Here is a 20,429-nt window from a genome sequence, read left to right on the forward strand (position 1 = left end):
GGGTTCAGGCGGACGGCAGGGCGCCGAGGAGGATGCCGGCGGTCAGCACCACGTAGGTGGCGAGGGTGACCGAGCCGGTGGACAGCAGCGTCGCGCCCTTCGGCTGACGCACCAGCTGGTAGCCGATCAGGCCCGGGACGATGAAGCCCAGCGTCTGGTTGGCGTACAGCAGCGGGAACTCCATCTGCAGCACGATGATCACGGTGGCCTGGATGAGCACGCCGGTGAGCACCACGGCCGCGAACAGCCGCTTGCCGTAGAGGATCACGAACTTCTGCAGCAGCAGGGTGGTGACGTACGTCAGCACGGTCACCCCGACGACCAGCGCCGCCCGCTGCAGGTCCTCGATCAGGGTCAGCGCGAGCCAGCCCGGCGTGATCATGCCGCCCGGCGACAGGTTGGTCGTCAGGTAGCACATCAACGAGAACATCAGGCCCAGGTCGATGCCGATCGCGGCGATCTCGGGGGTGAGGACGGAGGGGATCAACGCTGCTCTCCTGGGCTGTGCCACTGCTGGTGGTCGTCTGCGGGATGCGTGGGCTGGACGCGGGGTTCGAACAGGCCCCGCGGGTGGTCCTGGGACGGGTTCTGCCCCTGGTTACGCGGCTGGGGCCGGTACCCGCCCTGGTGCTGCTGACCGCCCTGGTCCCGGTGCTGCGCCTGGTGCTGGGGCAGGTCCTGGTGCTGGTGCTGCTGCGGCCAGGCGTCCTGCGGGTACGGCCGGGCGGGCGCGCCCTGGACCGCGGGCTCCTGGTACGGGTGCGCGGCCTCGCGCTGCTGGGGGATCTCCGGGACGTGACGGACCTGCGCGTACCGGGACTCGTACGCCTGCGAGTAGGGCTGGTACGGGTCGATGCGCGGCGCGTAGAGCTGCATCGTCTCGACGTGCTCGGGATGACGGGCCGGCTCCGGGCGCCCGGCCGGGGCCGTGGGGGCGGTGGGCGAGTCGTCGGGGCTGTCGTCGGCCGGGAGTTCGGCGAGGTGCTCCAGGAGCACCTCGCCCTGGCCGTGGATGTTGCCGATGGCGACCAGGGAGGAGTCAGGGCCGAGGCGGCCGAGCAGTTCGGCCATGAACTCCTCGGGGTCGCGGCGGTCGCCGCCGAGGTCGACGGCCCGGCCGCGGTACTCGGCCGGGATGGCGTCGATGGCCGACTTGGCCGGGTGGCCGATGACGAAGACCTGCTCGGGGTCGAGGTCGGGGATGATCTCGCCCATCTGGCCGTTGCGCTCGACGCGGTCGGGGCGGCAGTTGATGACGACGTTGAGCGGGCGGTGGATGGCGCCGAGGTCGAGGAGCTGGTTGATGTTCATCAGCGTCGACTCGGGGTCGTTGGCCGCGAAGACGTTGGCGAAGCGCAGCTTCTTGTCGTCGTGGGTGAGGTAGCGCTCGACGGAGAGCACGCCGGGGTCCGGCGGCGCGTCGTACATGCCCTGCAGGGCCGTCTCGCGTTCGACGCCGAGCAGTTCGGCGACGGCGAGCGCGATGGCGACGTTCTCCTTGAAGGTGAACCAGCTGAAGCCGCGCAGCTCCTCGTCGCTGACCGTCTCGGGGTCGGCGTAGATCAGCTCGCAGTTCCGGGCGTCCGCCTCCTCCTGGAGGATGTGGAAACGGTCCTTCTCCGCGGTGACGCATCGACCACCGCGCGCGCTGGTCGGTCCAGGTCCCGCACCCGGTCGCCGACCAGGGCACCGAGCAGCTCGGCGTCGGCGTCCTGCGCGGCTCCCCGGGCGGCATCCTCGTCATTGCGGGAGCACATCGCAAAGCCGGACGCGGGGACGCGGCGGACGTGGCGCACCGCCGGGACACCGTCTTCGACGCGGTGTGCGACGAGCTGGCCCGGCGCCGGCTGCCCGGCATCCAGGTGCACGGCTTCGCCGACGACTCCGCCCCCGGCTACGACGTCGTCGCCTCCACCGGCCGCGGGACGGCGGGCCGCGACGACGGCCGCCGACTCGCGGACGCGCTGCGCGCGAAGGGCTTCGCGGTGTGCCGCGCCTGGGCCCGCTCCTGCCCGCTGGAGGGCCACGAGAACGTGCAGGGCGGCCGGGCCGACAGCGACGACCTCCCCTTCCTGCACGTCGAGTTCGCCCACGCGATACGCGACGACGCGGCCCGGATGGGGCGGGCGGTGACAGCGGTGGACACGGTCACGGGGCGGTGGGCGCGGGGGCGTGACGCCGGGCGGCCACGTGGGGCCCGGTCCGGCGCAGGAAGAGGTGCGGGGAGGGGACCCACTCGGGCGGGCGCGAGGCGGGGCGTGCCAGGCTGGGGCCATGGTCGAGGACAGTGGCAGCACTCCCCCGCTCGTGATCGTCGACGGCGCCAATGTCGTCGGGTCGGTGCCCGACGGGTGGTGGCGGGATCGCAGGGGCGCGGCGGAGCGGCTGCGGGACCGGCTGGCGGCGGACGGTGTGCCGGAGCTGTCCGGGCCGGTCGAGATCGTCCTCGTGGTCGAGGGCGCCGCACGCGGTGTGGAGGCGGTGCCGGGGGTGCGGGTCGAGGCGGCGCCCGGCAGCGGGGACGACCTCGTGGTCGAGCTGGTCGAGCGGGCCGGCGACCGTGCCGTCCTGGTCGTCACGGCGGACCGGGAGCTGCGGCGCCGGGTGACGGAGCTGGGCGCCGAGGTGACCGGACCGCGCGCGGTGCGCGGGCGCGAGTGAGCCGGGCGGGAGGCCCCATCGCCCGGTCCGGGTGAAGGCGCTGGGCGCCGAGGTGACCGGGTCGCGTGCGGTACGGGGGCGGGTGAACGAAGCGGGAGGCCCGCGGGCGGGCCTCCGGCCTTCCCCTGCCCGTGTCGGCCGCCGCGCGCCCACCGGCGTCGTGGCCTACGGCGTCGTGTCGCTGCCCGGCCTGGTGGTCTCGCCGGTCGCGGCGGCCTCGCCACGGGCGAGCCGGCTGTGGGTGCGGCCGTAGAGGAAGTAGACGGCGAAGCCGATCACCATCCAGATCGCGAACCGCAGCCAGGTCTCGGCGGGCAGGTTCAGCATCAGCCACAGCGAGGCGCACACCGACAGGATCGGGATGACCGGCACCCAGGGGGTGCGGAAGGCGCGGTGCAGGTCGGGGCGGGTCCTGCGGAGGATGAGGACGCTGATCGCCACCACGATGAAGGCGAACAGGGTGCCGATGTTCACCAGCTCGGCGAGCTCGCTCAGGCTGGTGAAGCCCGAGACGATCGCGATGATGACGCCGAGCAGGATGGTCGGGCGGTGCGGGGTCCGGAAGCGGGGGTGCACCTGTGAGAAGAAGCGCGGCAGCAGCCCGTCGCGGCTCATGGCGAAGAACACCCGGCTCTGTCCGAGCAGCAGGATCATGCACACGGTGGTCAGGCCGATGGCGGCGCCGAAGCTGATCAGGCCGGCGTAGAAGGGGTGCCCGACGGCCTTGAAGGCGTCCGCGAGGGGGGCGTCGACCGACAGGTCCTTGTAGTTCTGCATGCCGGTCACGACGATCGACACCGCCACGTACAGGACGGTGCAGATGAGCAGCGAACCGAGGATGCCGCGCGGCATGTCGCGCTGCGGATGGCGGGTCTCCTCCGCGGCGGTGGCGACGATGTCGAAGCCGATGAACGCGAAGAAGACCACCGAGGCGGCGGTGAAGATGCCCATGACCCCGAAGTTGGCCGGTGCCCAGCCGAACATCAGCTGGATGAGCGGGGCCTTCAGAGTGCCCTCGGCGGCCACCGACTGGGTCGGCGGGACGAACGGCTTGTAGTTGCTGCTGGTCGCGAAGAACGCCCCGGCGATGATCACAAGCAGGACCACGGCCACCTTGATGGCGACGACGATCGAGGTGACGCGCGCGGACAGCTTCATGCCGAGCACGAGGATGCAGGTGAGCACCAGCACCAGAGCGGCGGCCAGGACGTCGAAGCCGAAGCCCGTGGCGCCCTCCCGGCCCGACAGGTACGCGGGCAGGTGCCAGCCGGCGTTGTCCAGGAGCGAGCGGATGTAGCCCGACCAGCCGACCGCCACCACCGCCGTGCCGAGCGCGAACTCCAGGATCAGGTCCCAGCCGATGATCCAGGCGGGCAGCTCCCCGAGGGAGGCGTACGAGAACGTGTACGCGGACCCCGCCACCGGGACCGTGGAGGCGAACTCCGCGTAGCAGAGCGCCGCGAGGGCGCAGACCACGGCCGCCACGACGAAGGCCAGGGACACCGCGGGGCCCGCGTTCTCCTTGGCGACCTTGCCGGTGAGAACGAAGATGCCGGTGCCGATGATGACCCCGACGCCGAAGACGGTCAGGTCGAGGGCGGAGAGGGATTTCCTGAGCGCGTGCTCCGGCTCCTCGGTGTCCTGGATGGACTGCTCGACGTTCTTCGTCCTGAAGAGCGCACTGCTCACGGGCCTACCTCCCACGCGCGTCGTCCTCGACATGATCGAGAGGGCTGGGGATGCGTATGCCCCGGCACAGGCAGGTTCACGCAGATGGGCCGGTTCCGCCACCGCTGAAGGGTGGCGGAACCGGCCCGGAGCGTCCCGTCGCGGCCGCGCCCGCGGCTCAGTCGCGCGCGGTCCGCACCTCGTCGACGTCCGCGGTCGGCCGGTCGAACCGGCCGTCCAGCCTGGCGACCAGTCCGGTGACCTGGCGGGCGATGTCCGGCGCGGTCAGGCCGATCTCCGCCATGACCTCGGCGCGGGAGGCGTGGTCGAGGAAGCGCGGCGGGATGCCGAAGTCGCGCAGCGGCACGTCGACGCCCGCGTCCCGCAGGGCCTGGGCGATCGCGGAGCCCACACCGCCGACGCGGGAGTTGTCCTCGACGGTGACGACCACCCGGTGCCGGTCGGCGAGCGGGGCCAGGGCCGCGTCGACGGGCTTGACCCAGCGCGGGTCGACGACGGTGGTGGAGATGCCCTGCCGGTCGAGCAGTCCGGCGATCTCCAGGCACATCGGCGCGAGGGCGCCGACGGAGACCAGGAGGACGTCCGGCCGGTCGGTGCCCGGCTCGCGCAGCACGTCCATGCCGCCGACGCGGCCCACGGCGGGTACGGCGGGGCCGACGGCGCCCTTGGAGAAGCGGACCACGGTCGGCGCGTCGTCGACCTCGACGGCCTCGCGCAGCTGGGCGCGGACCTGGTCGGCGTCGCGCGGGGCGGCCAGCCGCAGGCCGGGGACGACCTGCAGGATGGACATGTCCCACATGCCGTTGTGGGAGGCGCCGTCGGTGCCGGTGACACCGGCCCGGTCCAGGACGAAGGTGACGCCGCACTTGTGCAGCGCCACGTCCATGAGCACCTGGTCGAAGGCGCGGTTGAGGAAGGTGGCGTACACCGCGAAGACGGGGTGCAGCCCGCCGTGCGCGAGGCCGGCGGCGGAGACGGCGCCGTGCTGCTCGGCGATGCCGACGTCGTAGACCCGGTCGGGGAAGGCCTTGGCGAACTTGTCGAGGCCGACGGGCTGGAGCATGGCGGCGGTGATGGCGACGACGTCCGCCCGCTCCTCGCCGAGCCGGACCATCTCGTCGCCGAAGACGCTGGTCCAGTCGGCGCCGGAGGAGGCGATCGGCAGGCCCGTGTCGGGGTGGATCTTGCCGACGGCGTGGAAGCGGTCGGCCTCGTCCTGGAGGGCGGGCTGGTAGCCGCGGCCCTTCTCGGTGAGGCAGTGCACGATCACCGGGCCGCCGAAGCGCTTGGCGCGGGCCAGCGCGGACTCCAGGGCCTCGATGTCGTGGCCGTCGATCGGGCCGACGTACTTCAGGCCCAGGTCCTCGAACATGCCCTGCGGGGCGATGAAGTCCTTCAGGCCCTTCTTGGCGCCGTGCAGGGTGTCGTAGAGGGGACGGCCGACGACCGGGGTGCGCTCCAGGAGGTCCTTGGTGCGGGCCAGGAAGCGCTCGTATCCGTCGGTGGTGCGCAGGGTGGCCAGGTGGTTGGCGAGGCCGCCGATGGTGGGCGCGTAGGACCGCTCGTTGTCGTTGACGACGATGACCAGGGGGCGGTCCTTGGCGTCGGCGATGTTGTTGAGCGCCTCCCAGGCCATGCCGCCGGTCAGCGCGCCGTCGCCGATGACCGCGACGACGTGGCTGTCGCGCCGGAGCAGCTCGTTGGCCTTGGCGATGCCGTCGGCCCAGCCGAGGACCGTGGAGGCGTGGCTGTTCTCGATGACGTCGTGCTCGGACTCGGCCTGCGAGGGATAGCCGGACAGGCCGCCCTTCATCTTCAGGCGGGAGAAGTCCTGGCGGCCGGTGAGCAGCTTGTGCACGTAGGACTGGTGGCCCGTGTCCCAGAGCACCTTGTCCTTGGGCGAGTGGAAGACCCGGTGCAGGGCGATGGTCAGCTCCACGACACCGAGGTTGGGACCGAGGTGGCCGCCGGTCTTCGCGACGGCGTCGACGAGGAAGGTCCGGATCTCCTCTGCCAGCTGGTCCAGCTCCTCCAGGCTGAGCCGGTCCAGATCGCGCGGTCCCGTGATGCGGGTCAGCAGCGGCACCCGTGCCTCCTTGCAGTAGAGCTGATCGAGCTGTTGCCGGGCTTGTCGAGTCTAATGTTCCGCCCGAGCGCCCGGTGTCCGGGCCGTGCGTCCTGAGTCACGCGAACGGCCCCGCCCCGGGGGACGGCCCCCGGCGGGGCCGCACGGCACGGGTGCGTGCCCGCACGGCGCGGGCCCGGCCGCGCCGTGCGGGCACGGTCGTACGGACACGCCCGTGCGGGCATGACTGTGCCCGGTACCGCCATTGGTACCGGGCACAGTGGCCTGGGTCGGCGGCGCTACGCGCGGCCGGCCGTCTTCTGCGTCTTGCGGGTCACCGCGTCGATGACGACGGTCGCCAGCAGCACGCCACCGGTGATCATGTACTGGACCGGCGAGGCGATGCCCTCCAGGGCGAGGCCGTACTGGATCGAGACGATCACCAGCACGCCGAGGAGCGCGTTCCAGGTGCGGCCCCGACCGCCGAAGAGGGAGGTGCCGCCGATCACGGCCGCCGCGATCGCGTTCATCAGCAGGTCACCGCCACCGGCTCCCTGGTTCGCCGAGGCGATCTTGGAGGCGATGAACAGACCGCCGATGGCGGCGAAGGTGCCGGAGATCGCGAAGACCGAGATCCGGACCATCTCGACGTTGATACCGGCACGGCGCGAGGCCTCGACGCTGCCGCCGAGCGCGAAGATCTTCCGGCCGTAGGCGGTGCGGCGCAGGACGAAGTCGGTGATCATCAGCATGCCGACGAAGATCACCACGGCCAGCGGCAGACCCTTGTACTGGTTGAAGACGATCGCCGCGGCGAAGGCGACCACGGCCAGCAGCGCGGTGCGCAGGATGGTCTCGCTCAGCGGCCGGGAGGGCACACCGGCGGCCTCGCGGCGCTTGTTGCCGAAGAAGGAGCTGAGGAAGAACAGCACGGTCACCGCGATGGCCAGGCCGTAGGCGGCGGCCACGTCGGAGAAGTAGTAGCTGGTCAGCTTGGCCACCAGGCCGTCGCTGTTCAGGTTGATCGTGCCGTTGTCGCCCAGGATCTTGAGCATGAAGCCGTTCCAGAACAGCAGACCGGCCAGGGTGACCGCGAACGCCGGCACACCGATCTTCGCGAAGAAGAAGCCGTGGATCGCGCCCGCGACCGTACCGGTGAGGATGGCCAGCACGAAGGCCAGCACCTCGTTCATGCCGTTGGTGACGTTCAGCACCGCGAAGCTGGCGCCCGCCACACCGGAGACCGAACCGACCGACAGGTCGATCTCGCCGAGCAGCAGGACGAACACGATGCCGACGGCGATCATGCCCGTGCCGACCATGGCGACGGAGATGTCGGAGAGGTTGCCCGCGGTGAGGAAGTTGGAGTTCAGGCTCTGGAAGATGATCCAGATGATGGCCAGACCGAGGACGACCGGGATGGAGCCGAGGTCACCGGCCTTCATCTTCCGCTTGAACTCGGTGAGGTAGCCCGCGAAGCCCTGTTCGCGCACCAGCAGGCGGGGGTCTACGGCGACGTCGGAGCCGCGTGCCGCCTCGGGGTTCTCCACGACCGTGTCCTCGGGGGACGCGGAGGTCTTGTCGATGCTCACTTCTTGATCTCCCCATTGGTGCGCGCCGCACGACGGGTCACGGCGTTGTCCGTGGCGCCGGTGATGGCGGAGATGATCTCTTCCTGCGAGGTCGACTTGACCTCGAAGACGCCGTTGTTGCGGCCCAGGCGCAGGACGGCCACCTTGTCGGCCACCGCCTTCACGTCGGCCATGTTGTGGCTGATGAGGATCACGGCGTGGCCGCGTTCCCGCAGCCGCTCCACCAGGTCGAGGACCTGGGCGGTCTGCTCGACGCCGAGCGCGGCGGTGGGCTCGTCGAGGATGACCAGCTTGGGCTCGCCGAGCATGGAGCGGGCGATGGCCACGACCTGGCGCTGACCGCCGGAGAGCGAGGCGATCGGGATGCGGACGCTGGGGATGCGGATGGACAGCTGGTCCAGCAGCTCGCGGGAGCGGCGCTCCATCTCGACCTCGTCCAGGACGCCGTACTGGCGGAGCTCCCGGCCCAGGTAGAGATTGCCGACGACGTCGATGTTGTCGCACAGCGCGAGGTCCTGGTACACCGTCGCGATGCCCAGGTTCTGGGCGTCGTGCGGCTTGTTGATCTGGACGGACTTGCCTTCCCATTCGATGGCGCCCTCATCGATGGGGTGCACGCCGGCGATCGTCTTGACCAGCGTGGACTTTCCGGCGCCGTTGTCGCCGACCAGGGCGACCACCTCACCGGCGTGGACCTCAAGCTCTACGTCGGTGAGCGCCTGGACGGCACCGAACCGCTTGGAGACCCCGCGCAACGCCAGCACGGGCGTAGCGGACACGTGAACCATCTCCTTCGCCGCCTGACCCGGCGGGAGGTTGTGCAGAAGAGTATGGGGGAGAGTTCCGTCCGGCGCCCCGCACGAGCTTGCGGGGCTGTCTGATGGCGGGGCGCCGGAGGAGCCTTGGGGTGCGCCGTCGTCCCGTCAGGGGGATTCAAGAACGAATCCGCCTAGAGGGAAAGGCGCGTGCGGCTGCTTACTTGAGGCCGATCTTGTCGCAGGCCTTCTTGTACTGGGCCGTGCAGATGTCGCCGGCGGTGTAGACGCCGTCCTTGATGACGGTGTCCTTGATGTTGTCCTTGGTCAGCGAGGTGACCGGGACCAGGACCGACGGGACGCCCTTGGTGGTGGGGCTGTCGACCTTGTCCTTGGCGACCGAGTCGAGCGCCTTGCCCTGGGCCAGGTCGACGGCCATGGTGGCGGCGGCCTCGGCCTCGGGGGCGTACGGCTTGTAGACGCTCATGTACTGCTCACCGGCGACGATGCGCTGGACACCCGCGAGCTCCGCGTCCTGGCCGGTGACCGGGATGTTGGAGAGGCCGGCGGCCTTGAGGGCGGTGATGATACCGCCGGCCATGCCGTCGTTGGCGGAGTAGACGCCGACGAGGTTCTTCTTGCCGATGGCGGAGATGGCGCCCTCCATGTTGGAGTTGGCGTTCTCCGGCTTCCACTCCTTGGTGTCGTACTCCTTGCCGACGTTCACCTTGCCGTCGAGCACGGAGTGGGCGCCCTGCTTGAACTGCGCGGCGTTCGGGTCCGTGGAGGAACCGTTCATCATGACGATCTTGCCGGACTTGGCCTTGGAGCCGAGCGCCTTCAGCAGCGCCTCGCCCTGGGTCTTGCCGACGGTCACGTTGTCGAACGAGGTGTAGGCGTCGATCGGGCCCTGGGCCAGGCGGTCGTAGGCGACGACCGGGATGCCCGCGTCCTTGGCCTTCTGCACCGAGTTCTTGATGGCGGCGGCGTCCACGGCGTCGACGATCAGCACGTCCACCTTGTTGGTGATCATGGTGTCGACCTGCTGGTTCTGCAGGCTGGCGTCCTGCTTGGCGTTGGCGTAGACGACCTTGCCCTTGTTGTTCGTGAGCTCCGCGACCTTCTTCTCGATCAGCGGGCGGTCGAACTTCTCGTAGCGCGCGGTCTGGTTCTCCGGAAGGAGCAGACCGACCTTGATGTCGTCGCCCTTCTTCGCACCCGAGGACGACTTGGAGCCGCCACCGGACTCCTTGGCGCTGCCACAGGCAGCAAGCGAGACGGCCATCGCACCAGCAGCAACGGCAAAGGCCGCACGACGCATACGCGTGTTCACTTCACAAACCTCCCTGACGAGGCCGCGTCGTTGCGGCCGAGGTGGCTGGAAGTCAACTCGGCCACACGTGCGACGTCAAGAAGTAAATCCTTAACGAGATGGCAACGGTGCCATCCGTTCTCTAAGTGAAGGCAGGAGCGGCCATGGGCAGCGTGCCATCCAAAAGGGTCGAATCGCCCATCTCGCTGAGCGCGAGGGCGAGCGCCCCGAGCACCTCCGCACGGCCGCCAAGGGCCCCCGGGAGGACGGAGAGTTGGCGTGCGGCGCTGGGAATGGCGTAGCGGCCGACGGACTCCCTGATCGGCCCGAGCACCAGCTCACCGGCCTCGGCGAGATCACCGCCGAGCACGACCCGGCTCGGGTTCAGCAGGTTGCAGAGGTTGGCGACTCCACTGCCGATGTGACGGCCGACGTCGGCGATCACCCGACGGCAGCCCGGGTCACCGTCCCGCGCCAGCCGTACGACGCCTTCCATCGTGAGGTCGGTGCCATGGCTGGACTGGAGGAGCGGCAGCACGTACCGGGCGGCCGTGAAGGTCTCCAGGCAGCCCCGGTTTCCGCAGCGGCAGACGGGGCCGGATTCATCAAGGGTAATATGCCCGATTTCACCCGCCGTGCCGCCGGGGCCCCGGTAGATCTTGCCGTCGATGACCAGGCCGGCGCCGACGCCGCTGGCGATCTTGATGTAGGCCAGGTCCTTCACCCCCCGGCCGCTGCCCCAGACCAGCTCGCCGAGGGCGCCGAGGTTGGCGTCGTTGTCCACGTGCACCGGCACGCCGAGCCGCCCCCGCAGCTCCTCGGCGGGCTTGATGCCGGTCCAGCCCGGCAGGATGGCGGTGGAGCCGAGGGTGCCCGACTCCACGTCGATCGGTCCGGGGACGCCCAGGCCCACGCCGGCGATCTTGGAACGGTCGACCCCGGTCGCCGCGATCAGGCGGTTGACCAGCACCTCCGCCCGGTCGAAGCCCTCGGTCGAGGAGGCGTCCACGTCCAGCGGCTCGGCCTCCTCGGCCAGCACCTGATGGGCGAGATTCCCGATCGCGACCCGCAAATGGGTGTGTCCGAAGTCGACGCCGATGACGATGCCCGCGTCCCCGCTCAGGGACACGCTGCGCGCCCGGCGGCCGCCCGCCGAGGTGGGCGTGACCTGGACCGTTCCGCCGTCCTTCAGCTCGCGCACGATATTGGAGACCGTCGCCGCGGACAGCCCCGTGGTCCTCGCGATCTCCGCCTGCGTGAGGGATCCGGCCAGGCGCACTGCACGTACCACCCGCTCCAGGTTGGCTCGGTGCAGCGACGACTGCGACCCTGGAGTCTCCACGACGACCTCCTGAGCGCGGGGCCGCTTCGGCGAGGCCCCGTCTATGTCCAACTAGTGAACTCTAAGCTGAGCCGTTCGGGTTGCCTCCCGTCAAGAGGTTGAGCCGTTTCCGGGTCCTTGGACACACTTGCGCCCCGCGCCCGGCCACCCTCTGGGGAGTGACCGGGCGCGGGGCGCGGGGCGCCGTGACCGCGGGCCGGCGCGGTGCGCGGGCGGGAGAAGGCCGGGGGCACGGGCCGCTCGGGCCGGTGGGACCCCGGGCGGCCCCGGACCGGCGCAGCCTGGTGCCGGAGGCCGGCCCGGGCTACTTCAGGGCGCCCGCCGTCAGGCCCTGGACCACCTGGCGCTGGAAGATGATGTAGGCCGCCAGGACCGGGAGCATCGCCATCACCAGGCCGGCGAAGAGGCCGGACCAGTCGCCCTTGTAGCCCTGGCTGACGGCGAGCTGCACCAGCCCCTGGGTGAGGACCCGCTTGTCCGGGTCGGTGTTGAGCACCGTCGGCAGCATGTACTGGTTCCACTGGCCGAGGAAATTGAAGATCCCCACGCTGATCAGCCCGGGCTTCGCCATCGGCAGCATGATCTGGAAGAACGTCCGGGTGTGCGAGGCCCCGTCCACGAACGCCGCCTCGGCCACCGAGGTGGGCAGGGTCCGGAAGAACGCGGTGAGGAAGAACACCGTGAAGGGCAGCGAGTAGGCGATGTAGACCAGGATCAGCCCGTGGATCGTGTTGAGCAGGCCCATGTTGTTCACGACGTAGAACAGGGGCACCAGGGCCAGCATGATCGGGAAACTCATGCCGCCGATGAACAGGAAGTAGATGAAGCGATTGCCCGGGAAGTCGAACCGGGCCAGTACATAGGCCGCCATGGACCCCAGTACCAGGGTGCCGATGAGCGACCCGCCCACCACCAGGACGGTGTTCAGGAAGTAGTCGCTCATATTGGCGTCGGTCCACGCCCGCGCCCAGTTGTCGAAGTGGAGTTTGTCCGGCAGCGACCAGGGCGAGCCGAAAATGGAGCTGTCGTCCTTGAAGGACGTCATCACCGCCCACACCAGCGGCGTGACCACCATGATCGCCCAGATGACGAGAATGCCGTGCGAGAAGACATTGAGTACGCCGCCCTCCCGTTTCTCCGGGCGCGGTTTCGGCGCCACCGTCTCGATCTTCGCGACGGTGATTCCGGACTCGGCCGGAACGGGGGCGGGGGTCTCGGTCGTTTTCATCGGTTCCCTCCTTCGCGGAGACCCCGGCCTTCAGGCCGGGGAGAGGAAACGAAGCGCGCTTCCGTGACGGGAAGCTGACGCTGGCGAAGATGGCGGAGCCGCTGGACATCATCTGGTCGCGTCCCCTCCCCGAGGGTGCGGCCCCCTCCACCGTGACCGTGTCCCAGGACCTGGCCGGGCGCTGGTTCGTCTCGATGCTCGTCGAGGACCCAGGCGTGCAGCCGCTCCCGCCGAACGGAACCGCTGTCGGCGTAGACGCTGGGCTGGACCACCTGCTGACCCTGTCCACCGGGGAGAAGATCGCCAACCCGAGGCATGAACGGCGCGACCGCGCCCGCTTGGCCAAGGCGCAGCGGGAACTGTCGCGGAAGGTCAAGGGCTCGGCGAATCGGGAAAAGGCCCGCCGCAAGGCGGCCCGCGTCCATGCCCGCATTGCCGACCGGCGGCGGGACCATCTGCACAAGCTCACTACTCGGCTCGTCCGCGAAAACCAAGTGGTCGTGATCGAGGATCTCGCCGTCCGGAACATGCTCAAGAACCGCAGCCTGTCCCGGGCGATCTCCGACGCCGCCTGGTCGGCATTCCGCAGCATGCTGGAGTACAAAGCTGCCTGGTACGCCCGCGAAGTGATCGTGGTCGACTGCTGGTTCCCGTCCAGCAAGCTGTGCTCCACCTGTGGAGCCTTGCAGGGCAGGATGCCGCTGCACGTCCGCACCTGGACGTGCGACTGCGGCACCAGGCATGACCGCGACGTGAACGCGGCACGCAACATTTTGACCGCCGGGCTGGCGGTGTCGGCCTGTGGAGCCGGTGTAAGACCTCAACGGAGCACTCCGGGCGGGCAGTCGGCGATGAAGCAGGAAGCCCTACGGCGCGAGCCGTAGGAATCCCCCCTCCTGCAGGAGGGGGAGGAAGTCAACTGATCAGAACTCCAGCCGCTCGCGCCGGCCCAGCCGCATCACCACGGCGGCGAAGGCCAGCGTGACGACGAGCAGGGCGACGCCGATGGTGGTGGCGTAGGCGGCCTGCCCGTCCCGGAACGCCTTCTGGTAGACGTACAGCACCATGACGGTGGTCGAGTAGTCGGGGCCGCCCGGACCGGTCGTCATGATCTGTACGACTGCGAACGACTCGGCGCCGAGGGCGAGGATGCCCATGTAGACCCAGCCGGACTGCACGGTGTCCCACAGCAGCGGCAGGGTGATCCGGAAGAACGTGGTGAACCGGCTGGCCCCGTCCAGCAGCGCGGCCTCGTACATCTCCGCCGGGATGGAGGCCATGCCCGCCGAGAACAGGACCACGAAGAAGCCGACCGTGGACCAGACGAGCACCGCCATCACGCACCACAGCGCGAGTCCGGGGTCTCCCAGCCACAGCGGCTGCACCCCGTCGAGCCCGATGCCGCGCAGCAGGGAGTTGATCGCTCCGCTGTCCGGGTTGTACGCGAAGGCGAACAGCAGGGCCACGATCGCGATCGACAGCACCTGCGGGAAGAAGTAGACGATCTTGTAGAACGAGGAGCCGCGGACGCCGGAGACCACCGGCCCGCCCCTCCTGCGCCGGCCTCCCACATTGATCATGAAGGCGAGGAACAGCGCCAGACTGATCGTCACCAGCGGCAGCACCAGGGCGAACAGGAGGCTGTGCTGCAACGACTTCCAGAAGATCTCGTCGTCGAGCATCCTCTTGTAGTTGTCGAACCCGACCATTTTGAATTCGGGGCTCAGCCCGGTCCAGTCCGTGAACGAGTAGTAGATGGACTGGATGAACGGCCAGACGACGAAAAGCGCGTACAGCCCCAGGGGAACCGCGAGGAACCCCACGACGAACCGGTACTTGCCGTGCTGCATTGCTACCGACCCCGTTCTCTGGGCGGGTGGTGCCACCCGGTCCGGTCCGGCCGGTCCGAGCCGGACCGGACCGGGTGACGGACCCTCACTGGTGCTTGTAGTGCTTGATCGACGTGTCCTTCGCGGCCTCGTCGGCGAAGCCCTGGATCTTGCTGATGGCCTCGGCCGGGGTGAGACGGCCGGCCATCATCTCGCCGAGGCCGGCCACACCGATCTTCTCCTTCTGGAGCTGCACGTACCAGTCCTGCAGCCGCGGATTCACCACGTTGGACCCGGCCTTCTCCAGCGCCGCGACGCCGGACTTCAGCCCCGGGGTGAGGGTGATGCCGGTGGTGCCGCCGTTGTACGCGGTCAGCGACTTCACCTTGGCGGTGAAGTTCTTCGAGGAGGCCTCGCTGAGCATGATGCGCAGCTGCTCCATGCCGCCCTCGGCGTTCTTCGCCTTGGCCGGGACGATGAAGGGCTCACCGCCGGAGGCCCAGATGGTGCCGAAGGGCATCTTGTCGGAGCCGTCGAGCCCGGTGGGCGCGGAGACGGCGAGGTCGAAGTCCTTCGGGATGACGTTGGCGGACTCGTTCTCCACCCAGGAGCCGTTCGGGATGAACAGCGCCTTGCCCTTGGCCCAGGCGGTCTGCGACTGGATGTGGTCCAGGCCCGGGGTGCCCTTGAGGACGTAGCCCTTCTTGTAGAGCTCGTAGTAGGCGTCGAAGCAGGCCTTGACCGCCGGGTGCTTCCAGGCGTTCGGCTCCAGGTTGTCGATCGCGTCGAGGACCTCGCGGCCGCCGACCTTGCCGATCATCGGGTACAGCGAGAAGGGGAGGTAGTACGGGTACTTGCCGGCGTACGTCCAGCCCGCCATGCCCTTCTTCTTGGCCTTCTCGCAGACCTTGAGCATCGCGTCCCAGGTCTCCGGGTACTGCTCGTCGAGCGAGTCGAGCGCCTTCTGCGAGTACCAGACGCCGTAGACCGTGTAGGCGTAGTAGAGGATCCAGACCGGCTTGCCGTCGAACTGGCCCATCTCCACGATGCCCGGGCGCAGCGTGTCGCGGACCTTCTTGCCGGGGTCGTCGTACGAGGGCGCGTCCAGCAGCGGAGTGAGGTCGGCGAGCTGGTTCTTGCCGACGAGGACGCCCATGTCCATCTGCTCGGCGCCGGAGTTGTCGATGAGGTCCGGCGGGTTGCCCTGGTTGAAGCGGGGCTGGAGCGTCGACTGGATCTTCTGGGTGGCGGCGAACTTCACCTTCGCCTTGGGGAAGCCCTTTTCGTAGACCTTCACCGCGTCCTCGGCGTACTCCTTGCCGAAGCCGCCGTCGAACAGGACGAATTCCATCTGCGCGGTGTCGTTGACGCCGAGGGGGTTCTTCGCGGTCTTCTTGCCCGCCTTGGCCTTGTCCTGGCCACCGCCGCCACTGCTGGCGCACGCGGACAGGAAACTCATCGCGGGAACGCTGATCAGGCCGAGTGCGGCGGACCGCTTGATCAGATCGCGGCGGCCGACGCCACCGTGGTTGTCGGCGGAAGTGGATCCCATGCTCAAGTCCTCGCCTTCTCCAGGACTCAGGCGGTGAACCGGATCCTCCCCGGCACCGCGGTCAGGTGAAGCTGGGTCGTGCAGGAAGTACTTCGTGCGTCATCCACCGGGATCGCGGGGATTACAAGGAGGCCGGCGCGTTTCGCACGTCGAACCACCCTTTCCGGCTCCCCCGGTGCCCGCTTCCGGCCGGTCAACAGCCTCACGGACGCCGACAGGTATAGTCCACTTTCCGCCGACTGAGCAAGATCGAATGCAAGGTTGGCTGCCGGTCTTTTCCGAGTTGAGACCTCGCGGAGATATGAGCCGTCTGTGCGTTCCGCGCCGGATGAATCCACGGCATTGCGCTCGAATGCCACAGTCAACACCCTTGACATCCCTGGCCACTTGACTCCCTACTGGTCCTTGCGCGCCGATGTTGACAACGTTGTCCGGCGCGCGGGGAAGCCAGGGAGGGTGCCCGCGTATGCAGCGCAGAGAACGGCACAGATGGGGTCCGGCGGTCGTCCTTGCGGCCGCCTTCACCATGGCCGTCGGCTCACCGGGGGCGGCGGTCGCCCTGCCCGGCGGGGCCGCGGCCGCCGACCGGGAGTTCGCGTCCTCGTTCGAGTCCGGGGAACCCGCGCCGGACTGGCTGAACACGGTCGACACCGCGCCGGACGGCAGCAGGCGCGCCTCGGGCGTGGACGGTGGATACAGCACCGGCATTCCGGGGAACGTGGACGACCACGTGGTCGACGTCCGGGCCAGCGGTGAGAACTCGGGCGCCGGCGAGGTCAAGGAGAACCTCGTCGACAGCGAGCCGGGCACCAAGTGGCTCACCTTCGAGCCCACCGGATGGGTCGAGTTCGACCTCGACAAACCGGCGAAAATTACCCGATACGCCCTCACCTCCGCCAATGACTACGCCGAACGCGACCCGCGGGACTGGACCCTGAAGGGCTCCACCGACGGCAAGGACTGGAGGACCCTCGACACCCGCTCGGGCGAGACCTTCTCCGAGCGGTACCGGACGAAGACGTACGACCTGGCCGAGCCGGCCGAGTACCAGCACTTCCGGCTCGACATCACCGCGAACAACGGCGCCGGCATACTCCAACTCGCCGACGTCCAGTTCTCCACCGGCGGCAGCGGCGGCCCGGTCCCGCAGGACATGCTCTCGCTGGTCGACCGCGGCCCGAGCGGATCACCGACCGCGAAGGCGGGCGCGGGCTTCACCGGCAGGCGGGCGCTGCGCTACGCGGGGCGGCACACGGCCGGCGGGCGGGCGTACTCGTACAACAAGGTCTTCGACGTCGACGTCCGGGTGGCCCGCGACACGCAACTGTCGTACCGCCTCTACCCGTCGATGGCGGACGGCGACCGGGACTACGACGCGACCAACGTCGCGGTGGACCTGGCGTTCACCGACGGCACCTACCTGAGCGATCTGGGCGCCACCGACCAGCACGGCTTCGGCCTGAGCCCGCGGGCGCAGGGCGCGGCCAAGGCGCTGTACGTCAACCAGTGGAACAACGTGGTCTCCCGGATCGGCCCGGTCGCGGCCGGCAAGACGGTGGACCGGATACTCCTGGCCTACGACTCCCCCGGTGGCCCGGCGAAGTTCCGGGGCTGGCTGGACGACGTGGCCATCCGGCAGGCCGCCCCCGAGCCGCCGAAGGCGCACCTGTCGGACTACGCGCTGACCACCCGGGGCACCAACTCCAGCGGCGGCTTCTCACGCGGCAACAACTTCCCCGCGACCGCCGTCCCGCACGGTTTCAACTTCTGGACGCCGGTCACCAACGCGTCGTCGCTGAGCTGGCTGTACGAGTACGCACGTGCGAACAACGACGCCAACCTGCCGACGATCCAGGCGTTCAGCGCGAGCCACGAGCCGAGCCCCTGGATGGGTGACCGGCAGACCTTCCAGGTGATGCCGTCCGCGGCCTCCGGCGCCCCGGACACCGGCCGCACGGCTCGCGCGCTGGCCTTCCGCCACGAGAACGAGACCGCGCGCCCCTACTACTACGGGGTGCGGTTCGAGAACGGCCTCAGGGCGGAGATGACGCCGACCGACCACGCGGCGGTGCTGCGCTTCACCTACCCCGGCGACGACGCGAGCGTGCTGTTCGACAACGTCACCGAGCAGGCGGGCCTGACCCTGGACAAGGAACACGGGACCGTCACCGGCTACTCGGACGTCAAGTCCGGCCTGTCGACGGGGGCGACCCGCCTCTTCGTCTACGGCGTGTTCGACCAGCCCGTGAAGGACGGCTCCGCGAGCGGGGTCAAGGGCTACCTGCGCTTCGACGCGGGTGCCGACCGCACCGTCACGCTGCGCCTGGCCACCTCCCTGATCAGCGTCGACCAGGCGAGGGACAACCTGCGCCAGGAGGTCCCGGACGGCATGTCCTTCGACGCGGTGAAGGTGCGCGCCCGGCGCGCCTGGGACAAGCTGCTCGGCAAGGTCGAGGTCGAGGGCGCCACTCCGGACCAGCTCACCACGCTGTACTCCAGCCTCTACCGGCTGTACCTGTACCCGAACTCGGGCTTCGAGAAGGTCGGGGGCGCGTACCGGTACGCCTCGCCCTTCTCCCCCATGCCGGGCCCGGACACCCCGACGCACACCGGCGCGAAGATCGTCGACGGCAAGGTGTACGTCAACAACGGCTTCTGGGACACCTACCGCACCACCTGGCCCGCGTATTCGCTGCTGACGCCCGGTCAGGCGGGCGAGATGGTCGACGGTTTCGTGCAGCAGTACAAGGACGGCGGCTGGACCTCGCGCTGGTCCTCCCCCGGCTACGCCGACCTGATGACCGGCACCTCCTCGGACGTCGCCTTCGCCGACGCCTACGTCAAGGGCGTCCACATGGACGCGAAGGCGGCCTACGACGCGGCACTGAAGAACGCCACCGTCGTGCCCCCGGTCTCGGGCGTGGGCCGCAAGGGCATGAGCACCTCGCCCTTCCTCGGCTACACCGCCACCGACACGCACGAGGGCCTGTCGTGGGCGATGGAGGGCTACGTCAACGACTACGGCATCGCCAGGATGGGCGAGGCCCTCTACCGGAAGACGGGCGAGAAGCACTACGAGGAGGAGGCGCGGTACTTCCTCGACCGCGCCCGCGACTACGTGAAGCTGTTCGACTCCGGGGCGGGCTTCTTCCAGGGCCGGAACGCCCGGGGCGACTGGCGTGTCGACTCCTCGAAGTACGACCCGCGCGTGTGGGGCTACGACTACACCGAGACCGACGGCTGGGGCTACGCCTTCACCGCCCCGCAGGACAGCCGCGGCCTGGCCAACCTGTACGGCGGCCGGACGGGACTCGCGAAGAAGCTCGACACCTACTTCGCCACGCCGGAGACGGCCTCCCCGGAGTACACCGGCTCCTACGGCGGGGTCATCCACGAGATGACCGAGGCGCGGGACGTCCGGATGGGCCAGTACGGCCACTCCAACCAGGTCGCGCACCACGTCCTCTACATGTACGACGCGGCCGGCGAGCCGTGGAAGGCGCAGGCGAAGGTCCGCGAGGCGCTCTCCCGCCTCTACGTCGGCAGCGAGATCGGCCAGGGCTACCACGGCGACGAGGACAACGGCGAGCAGTCGGCCTGGTACGTCTTCTCCGCGCTCGGCTTCTACCCGCTGGTGATGGGCAGCGGCGAGTACGCCATCGGCTCCCCGCTGTTCACCAAGGCGACCGTGCACCTGGAGAGCGGCCACGACCTGGTGATCAAGGCGCCGGGGAACAGCGCGCGGAACGTCTACGTCCAGGGCGTGCGGTTCGACGGAGCGGCGTGGAAGTCCACGGCGCTGCCGCACTCGCTGCTCGCCGGGGGCGGGGTGCTGGAGTTCGACATGGGGCCGAAGCCGTCCTCGTGGGGCACCGGCCCGAACGCGGCGCCGGTGTCGATCACGACCGACGACAAGGTGCCGAGCCCCAGGGCGGACGTGCTGAAGGGCGACGGGGCACTGTTCGACGACACCTCCTCGACGGACGCCACGGTGACGACGGTGGACCTGCCGGTGGCCGACCCCGCCAAGGCCGTCCAGTACACCCTCACCTCGGCCGCGGACCACACCAGGGCCCCGAGGGGGTGGACCCTCCAAGCGTCCGATGACGGCACGACCTGGAAGACGGTGGACAAGCGCTCCGGCGAGTCCTTCGCCTGGGACCGGCAGACCCGCCCCTTCACGATCGCCTCGCCGGGCACGTACCGGAAGTACCGCCTGGTCCTGGACGGCGCGTCGACCCTGGCGGAGGTGGAGCTGCTGGCCTGAGCCGGGCACGGCGCTCGGCACGTTGCCGGCGCGTCCGGCATGAGGAAGGGGCGGACCCTCGGGCCCGCCCCTTCGCACGGCGGCGGCCCCGCCCGCCCGGAAGGCGAAGGGCCGCGCCCCCGGTGCCCGGGGACGCG

The 20,429-nt window shown here is 69.6% G+C and carries 12 protein-coding genes and 2 pseudogenes; 3 read left to right on the plus strand and 11 right to left on the minus strand.

Features of this window, described 5'->3' with window-relative positions:
- Positions 1-4: 4 nt before the first annotated feature.
- Positions 5-487, minus strand: a complete 483-nt coding sequence (locus tag ACIPM1_RS17950; RefSeq protein WP_402435380.1) for a poly-gamma-glutamate biosynthesis protein PgsC/CapC — start codon at positions 485-487, stop codon at positions 5-7.
- Positions 484-1,638, minus strand: a pseudogene (locus tag ACIPM1_RS17955) (poly-gamma-glutamate synthase PgsB); the annotation flags it as partial. The pseudogene ACIPM1_RS17955 and the gene ACIPM1_RS17950, both read right to left, overlap by 4 nt.
- 636 nt (positions 1,639-2,274) lie before the next feature.
- Between ACIPM1_RS17955 and ACIPM1_RS17960 the strand changes: the two are divergent.
- Positions 2,275-2,661: an NTP pyrophosphohydrolase gene (locus ACIPM1_RS17960; RefSeq protein WP_402435384.1), complete on the plus strand. Its 387-nt coding sequence runs from the start codon at positions 2,275-2,277 to the stop codon at positions 2,659-2,661.
- A gap of 165 nt (positions 2,662-2,826) precedes the next feature.
- Here ACIPM1_RS17960 and ACIPM1_RS17965 read toward each other — a convergent pair whose 3' ends face one another.
- The 7 genes from ACIPM1_RS17965 to ACIPM1_RS17995 form a co-directional block, all read right to left on the minus strand.
- Positions 2,827-4,350: an amino acid permease gene (locus ACIPM1_RS17965; RefSeq protein ID WP_402435387.1), complete on the minus strand. Its 1,524-nt coding sequence runs from the start codon at positions 4,348-4,350 to the stop codon at positions 2,827-2,829.
- A 157-nt stretch (positions 4,351-4,507) separates the two neighbouring features.
- Complete coding sequence (gene dxs, locus ACIPM1_RS17970; RefSeq protein ID WP_356184228.1) at positions 4,508-6,436, minus strand: 1-deoxy-D-xylulose-5-phosphate synthase; 1,929 nt, start codon at positions 6,434-6,436, stop codon at positions 4,508-4,510.
- Between the two features lie 278 nt (positions 6,437-6,714).
- The gene (locus tag ACIPM1_RS17975) at positions 6,715-8,007 is read right to left on the minus strand and encodes an ABC transporter permease subunit (RefSeq protein ID WP_356184226.1); all 1,293 of its coding nucleotides are present in this window, start codon (positions 8,005-8,007) and stop codon (positions 6,715-6,717) included.
- A complete protein-coding gene (locus ACIPM1_RS17980; protein ID WP_356184224.1) occupies positions 8,004-8,795 on the minus strand; it encodes an ATP-binding cassette domain-containing protein in 792 nt (263 codons plus the stop codon). The genes ACIPM1_RS17975 and ACIPM1_RS17980 overlap by 4 nt, the downstream gene beginning before the upstream one ends.
- Positions 8,796-8,982: 187 nt before the next feature.
- A complete protein-coding gene (locus ACIPM1_RS17985) occupies positions 8,983-10,083 on the minus strand; it encodes a substrate-binding domain-containing protein (protein WP_356184534.1) in 1,101 nt (366 codons plus the stop codon).
- Positions 10,084-10,216: 133 nt separating this feature from the next.
- Positions 10,217-11,416, minus strand: coding sequence for an ROK family transcriptional regulator (locus ACIPM1_RS17990; protein WP_356184222.1), 1,200 nt, complete (start codon positions 11,414-11,416; stop codon positions 10,217-10,219).
- Positions 11,417-11,720: 304 nt separating this feature from the next.
- Entirely contained in the window at positions 11,721-12,644 is a 924-nt protein-coding gene (locus ACIPM1_RS17995) for a carbohydrate ABC transporter permease (RefSeq protein WP_402435392.1), read from the minus strand.
- Between the two features lie 56 nt (positions 12,645-12,700).
- Here ACIPM1_RS17995 and ACIPM1_RS18000 point away from each other — a divergent pair.
- Positions 12,701-13,528, plus strand: a pseudogene (locus ACIPM1_RS18000) (RNA-guided endonuclease InsQ/TnpB family protein); the annotation flags it as partial.
- 39 nt (positions 13,529-13,567) lie between these two features.
- On the opposite strand, the gene ACIPM1_RS18005 reads toward ACIPM1_RS18000, so the two are convergent.
- Both ACIPM1_RS18005 and ngcE read right to left on the minus strand, forming a co-directional pair.
- Complete coding sequence (locus ACIPM1_RS18005; protein WP_402435395.1) at positions 13,568-14,494, minus strand: carbohydrate ABC transporter permease; 927 nt, start codon at positions 14,492-14,494, stop codon at positions 13,568-13,570.
- Positions 14,495-14,579: 85 nt separating this feature from the next.
- Positions 14,580-16,025: an N-acetylglucosamine/diacetylchitobiose ABC transporter substrate-binding protein gene (ngcE, locus tag ACIPM1_RS18010; RefSeq protein WP_356184215.1), complete on the minus strand. Its 1,446-nt coding sequence runs from the start codon at positions 16,023-16,025 to the stop codon at positions 14,580-14,582.
- A 466-nt stretch (positions 16,026-16,491) separates the two neighbouring features.
- Here ngcE and ACIPM1_RS18015 point away from each other — a divergent pair, with 466 nt between their 5' ends.
- Positions 16,492-20,292 (plus strand): GH92 family glycosyl hydrolase, encoded by a 3,801-nt coding sequence (locus ACIPM1_RS18015; protein WP_402435398.1) that lies wholly within the window; start codon positions 16,492-16,494, stop codon positions 20,290-20,292.
- Positions 20,293-20,429 lie beyond the last annotated feature (137 nt).

Source organism: Streptomyces sp. NPDC086766, assembly GCF_044746005.1.
Classification (GTDB): domain Bacteria; phylum Actinomycetota; class Actinomycetes; order Streptomycetales; family Streptomycetaceae; genus Streptomyces.

Excerpts from the sequence above, each read along its gene's own strand:
- ACIPM1_RS17985 (WP_356184534.1), bottom strand. The coding sequence starts at position 10,083 with ATGCGTCGTGCGGCCTTTGCCGTTGCTGCTGGTGCGATGGCCGTCTCG.
- ACIPM1_RS18005 (WP_402435395.1), bottom strand. The coding sequence starts at position 14,494 with ATGCAGCACGGCAAGTACCGGTTCGTCGTGGGGTTCCTCGCGGTTCCC.
- ACIPM1_RS17960 (WP_402435384.1), top strand. The coding sequence starts at position 2,275 with ATGGTCGAGGACAGTGGCAGCACTCCCCCGCTCGTGATCGTCGACGGC.
- ACIPM1_RS18015 (WP_402435398.1), top strand. The coding sequence starts at position 16,492 with ATGCAGCGCAGAGAACGGCACAGATGGGGTCCGGCGGTCGTCCTTGCG.
- ACIPM1_RS17995 (WP_402435392.1), bottom strand. The coding sequence starts at position 12,644 with ATGAAAACGACCGAGACCCCCGCCCCCGTTCCGGCCGAGTCCGGAATC.
- ACIPM1_RS17980 (WP_356184224.1), bottom strand. The coding sequence starts at position 8,795 with ATGGTTCACGTGTCCGCTACGCCCGTGCTGGCGTTGCGCGGGGTCTCC.
- ngcE (WP_356184215.1), bottom strand. The coding sequence starts at position 16,025 with ATGGGATCCACTTCCGCCGACAACCACGGTGGCGTCGGCCGCCGCGAT.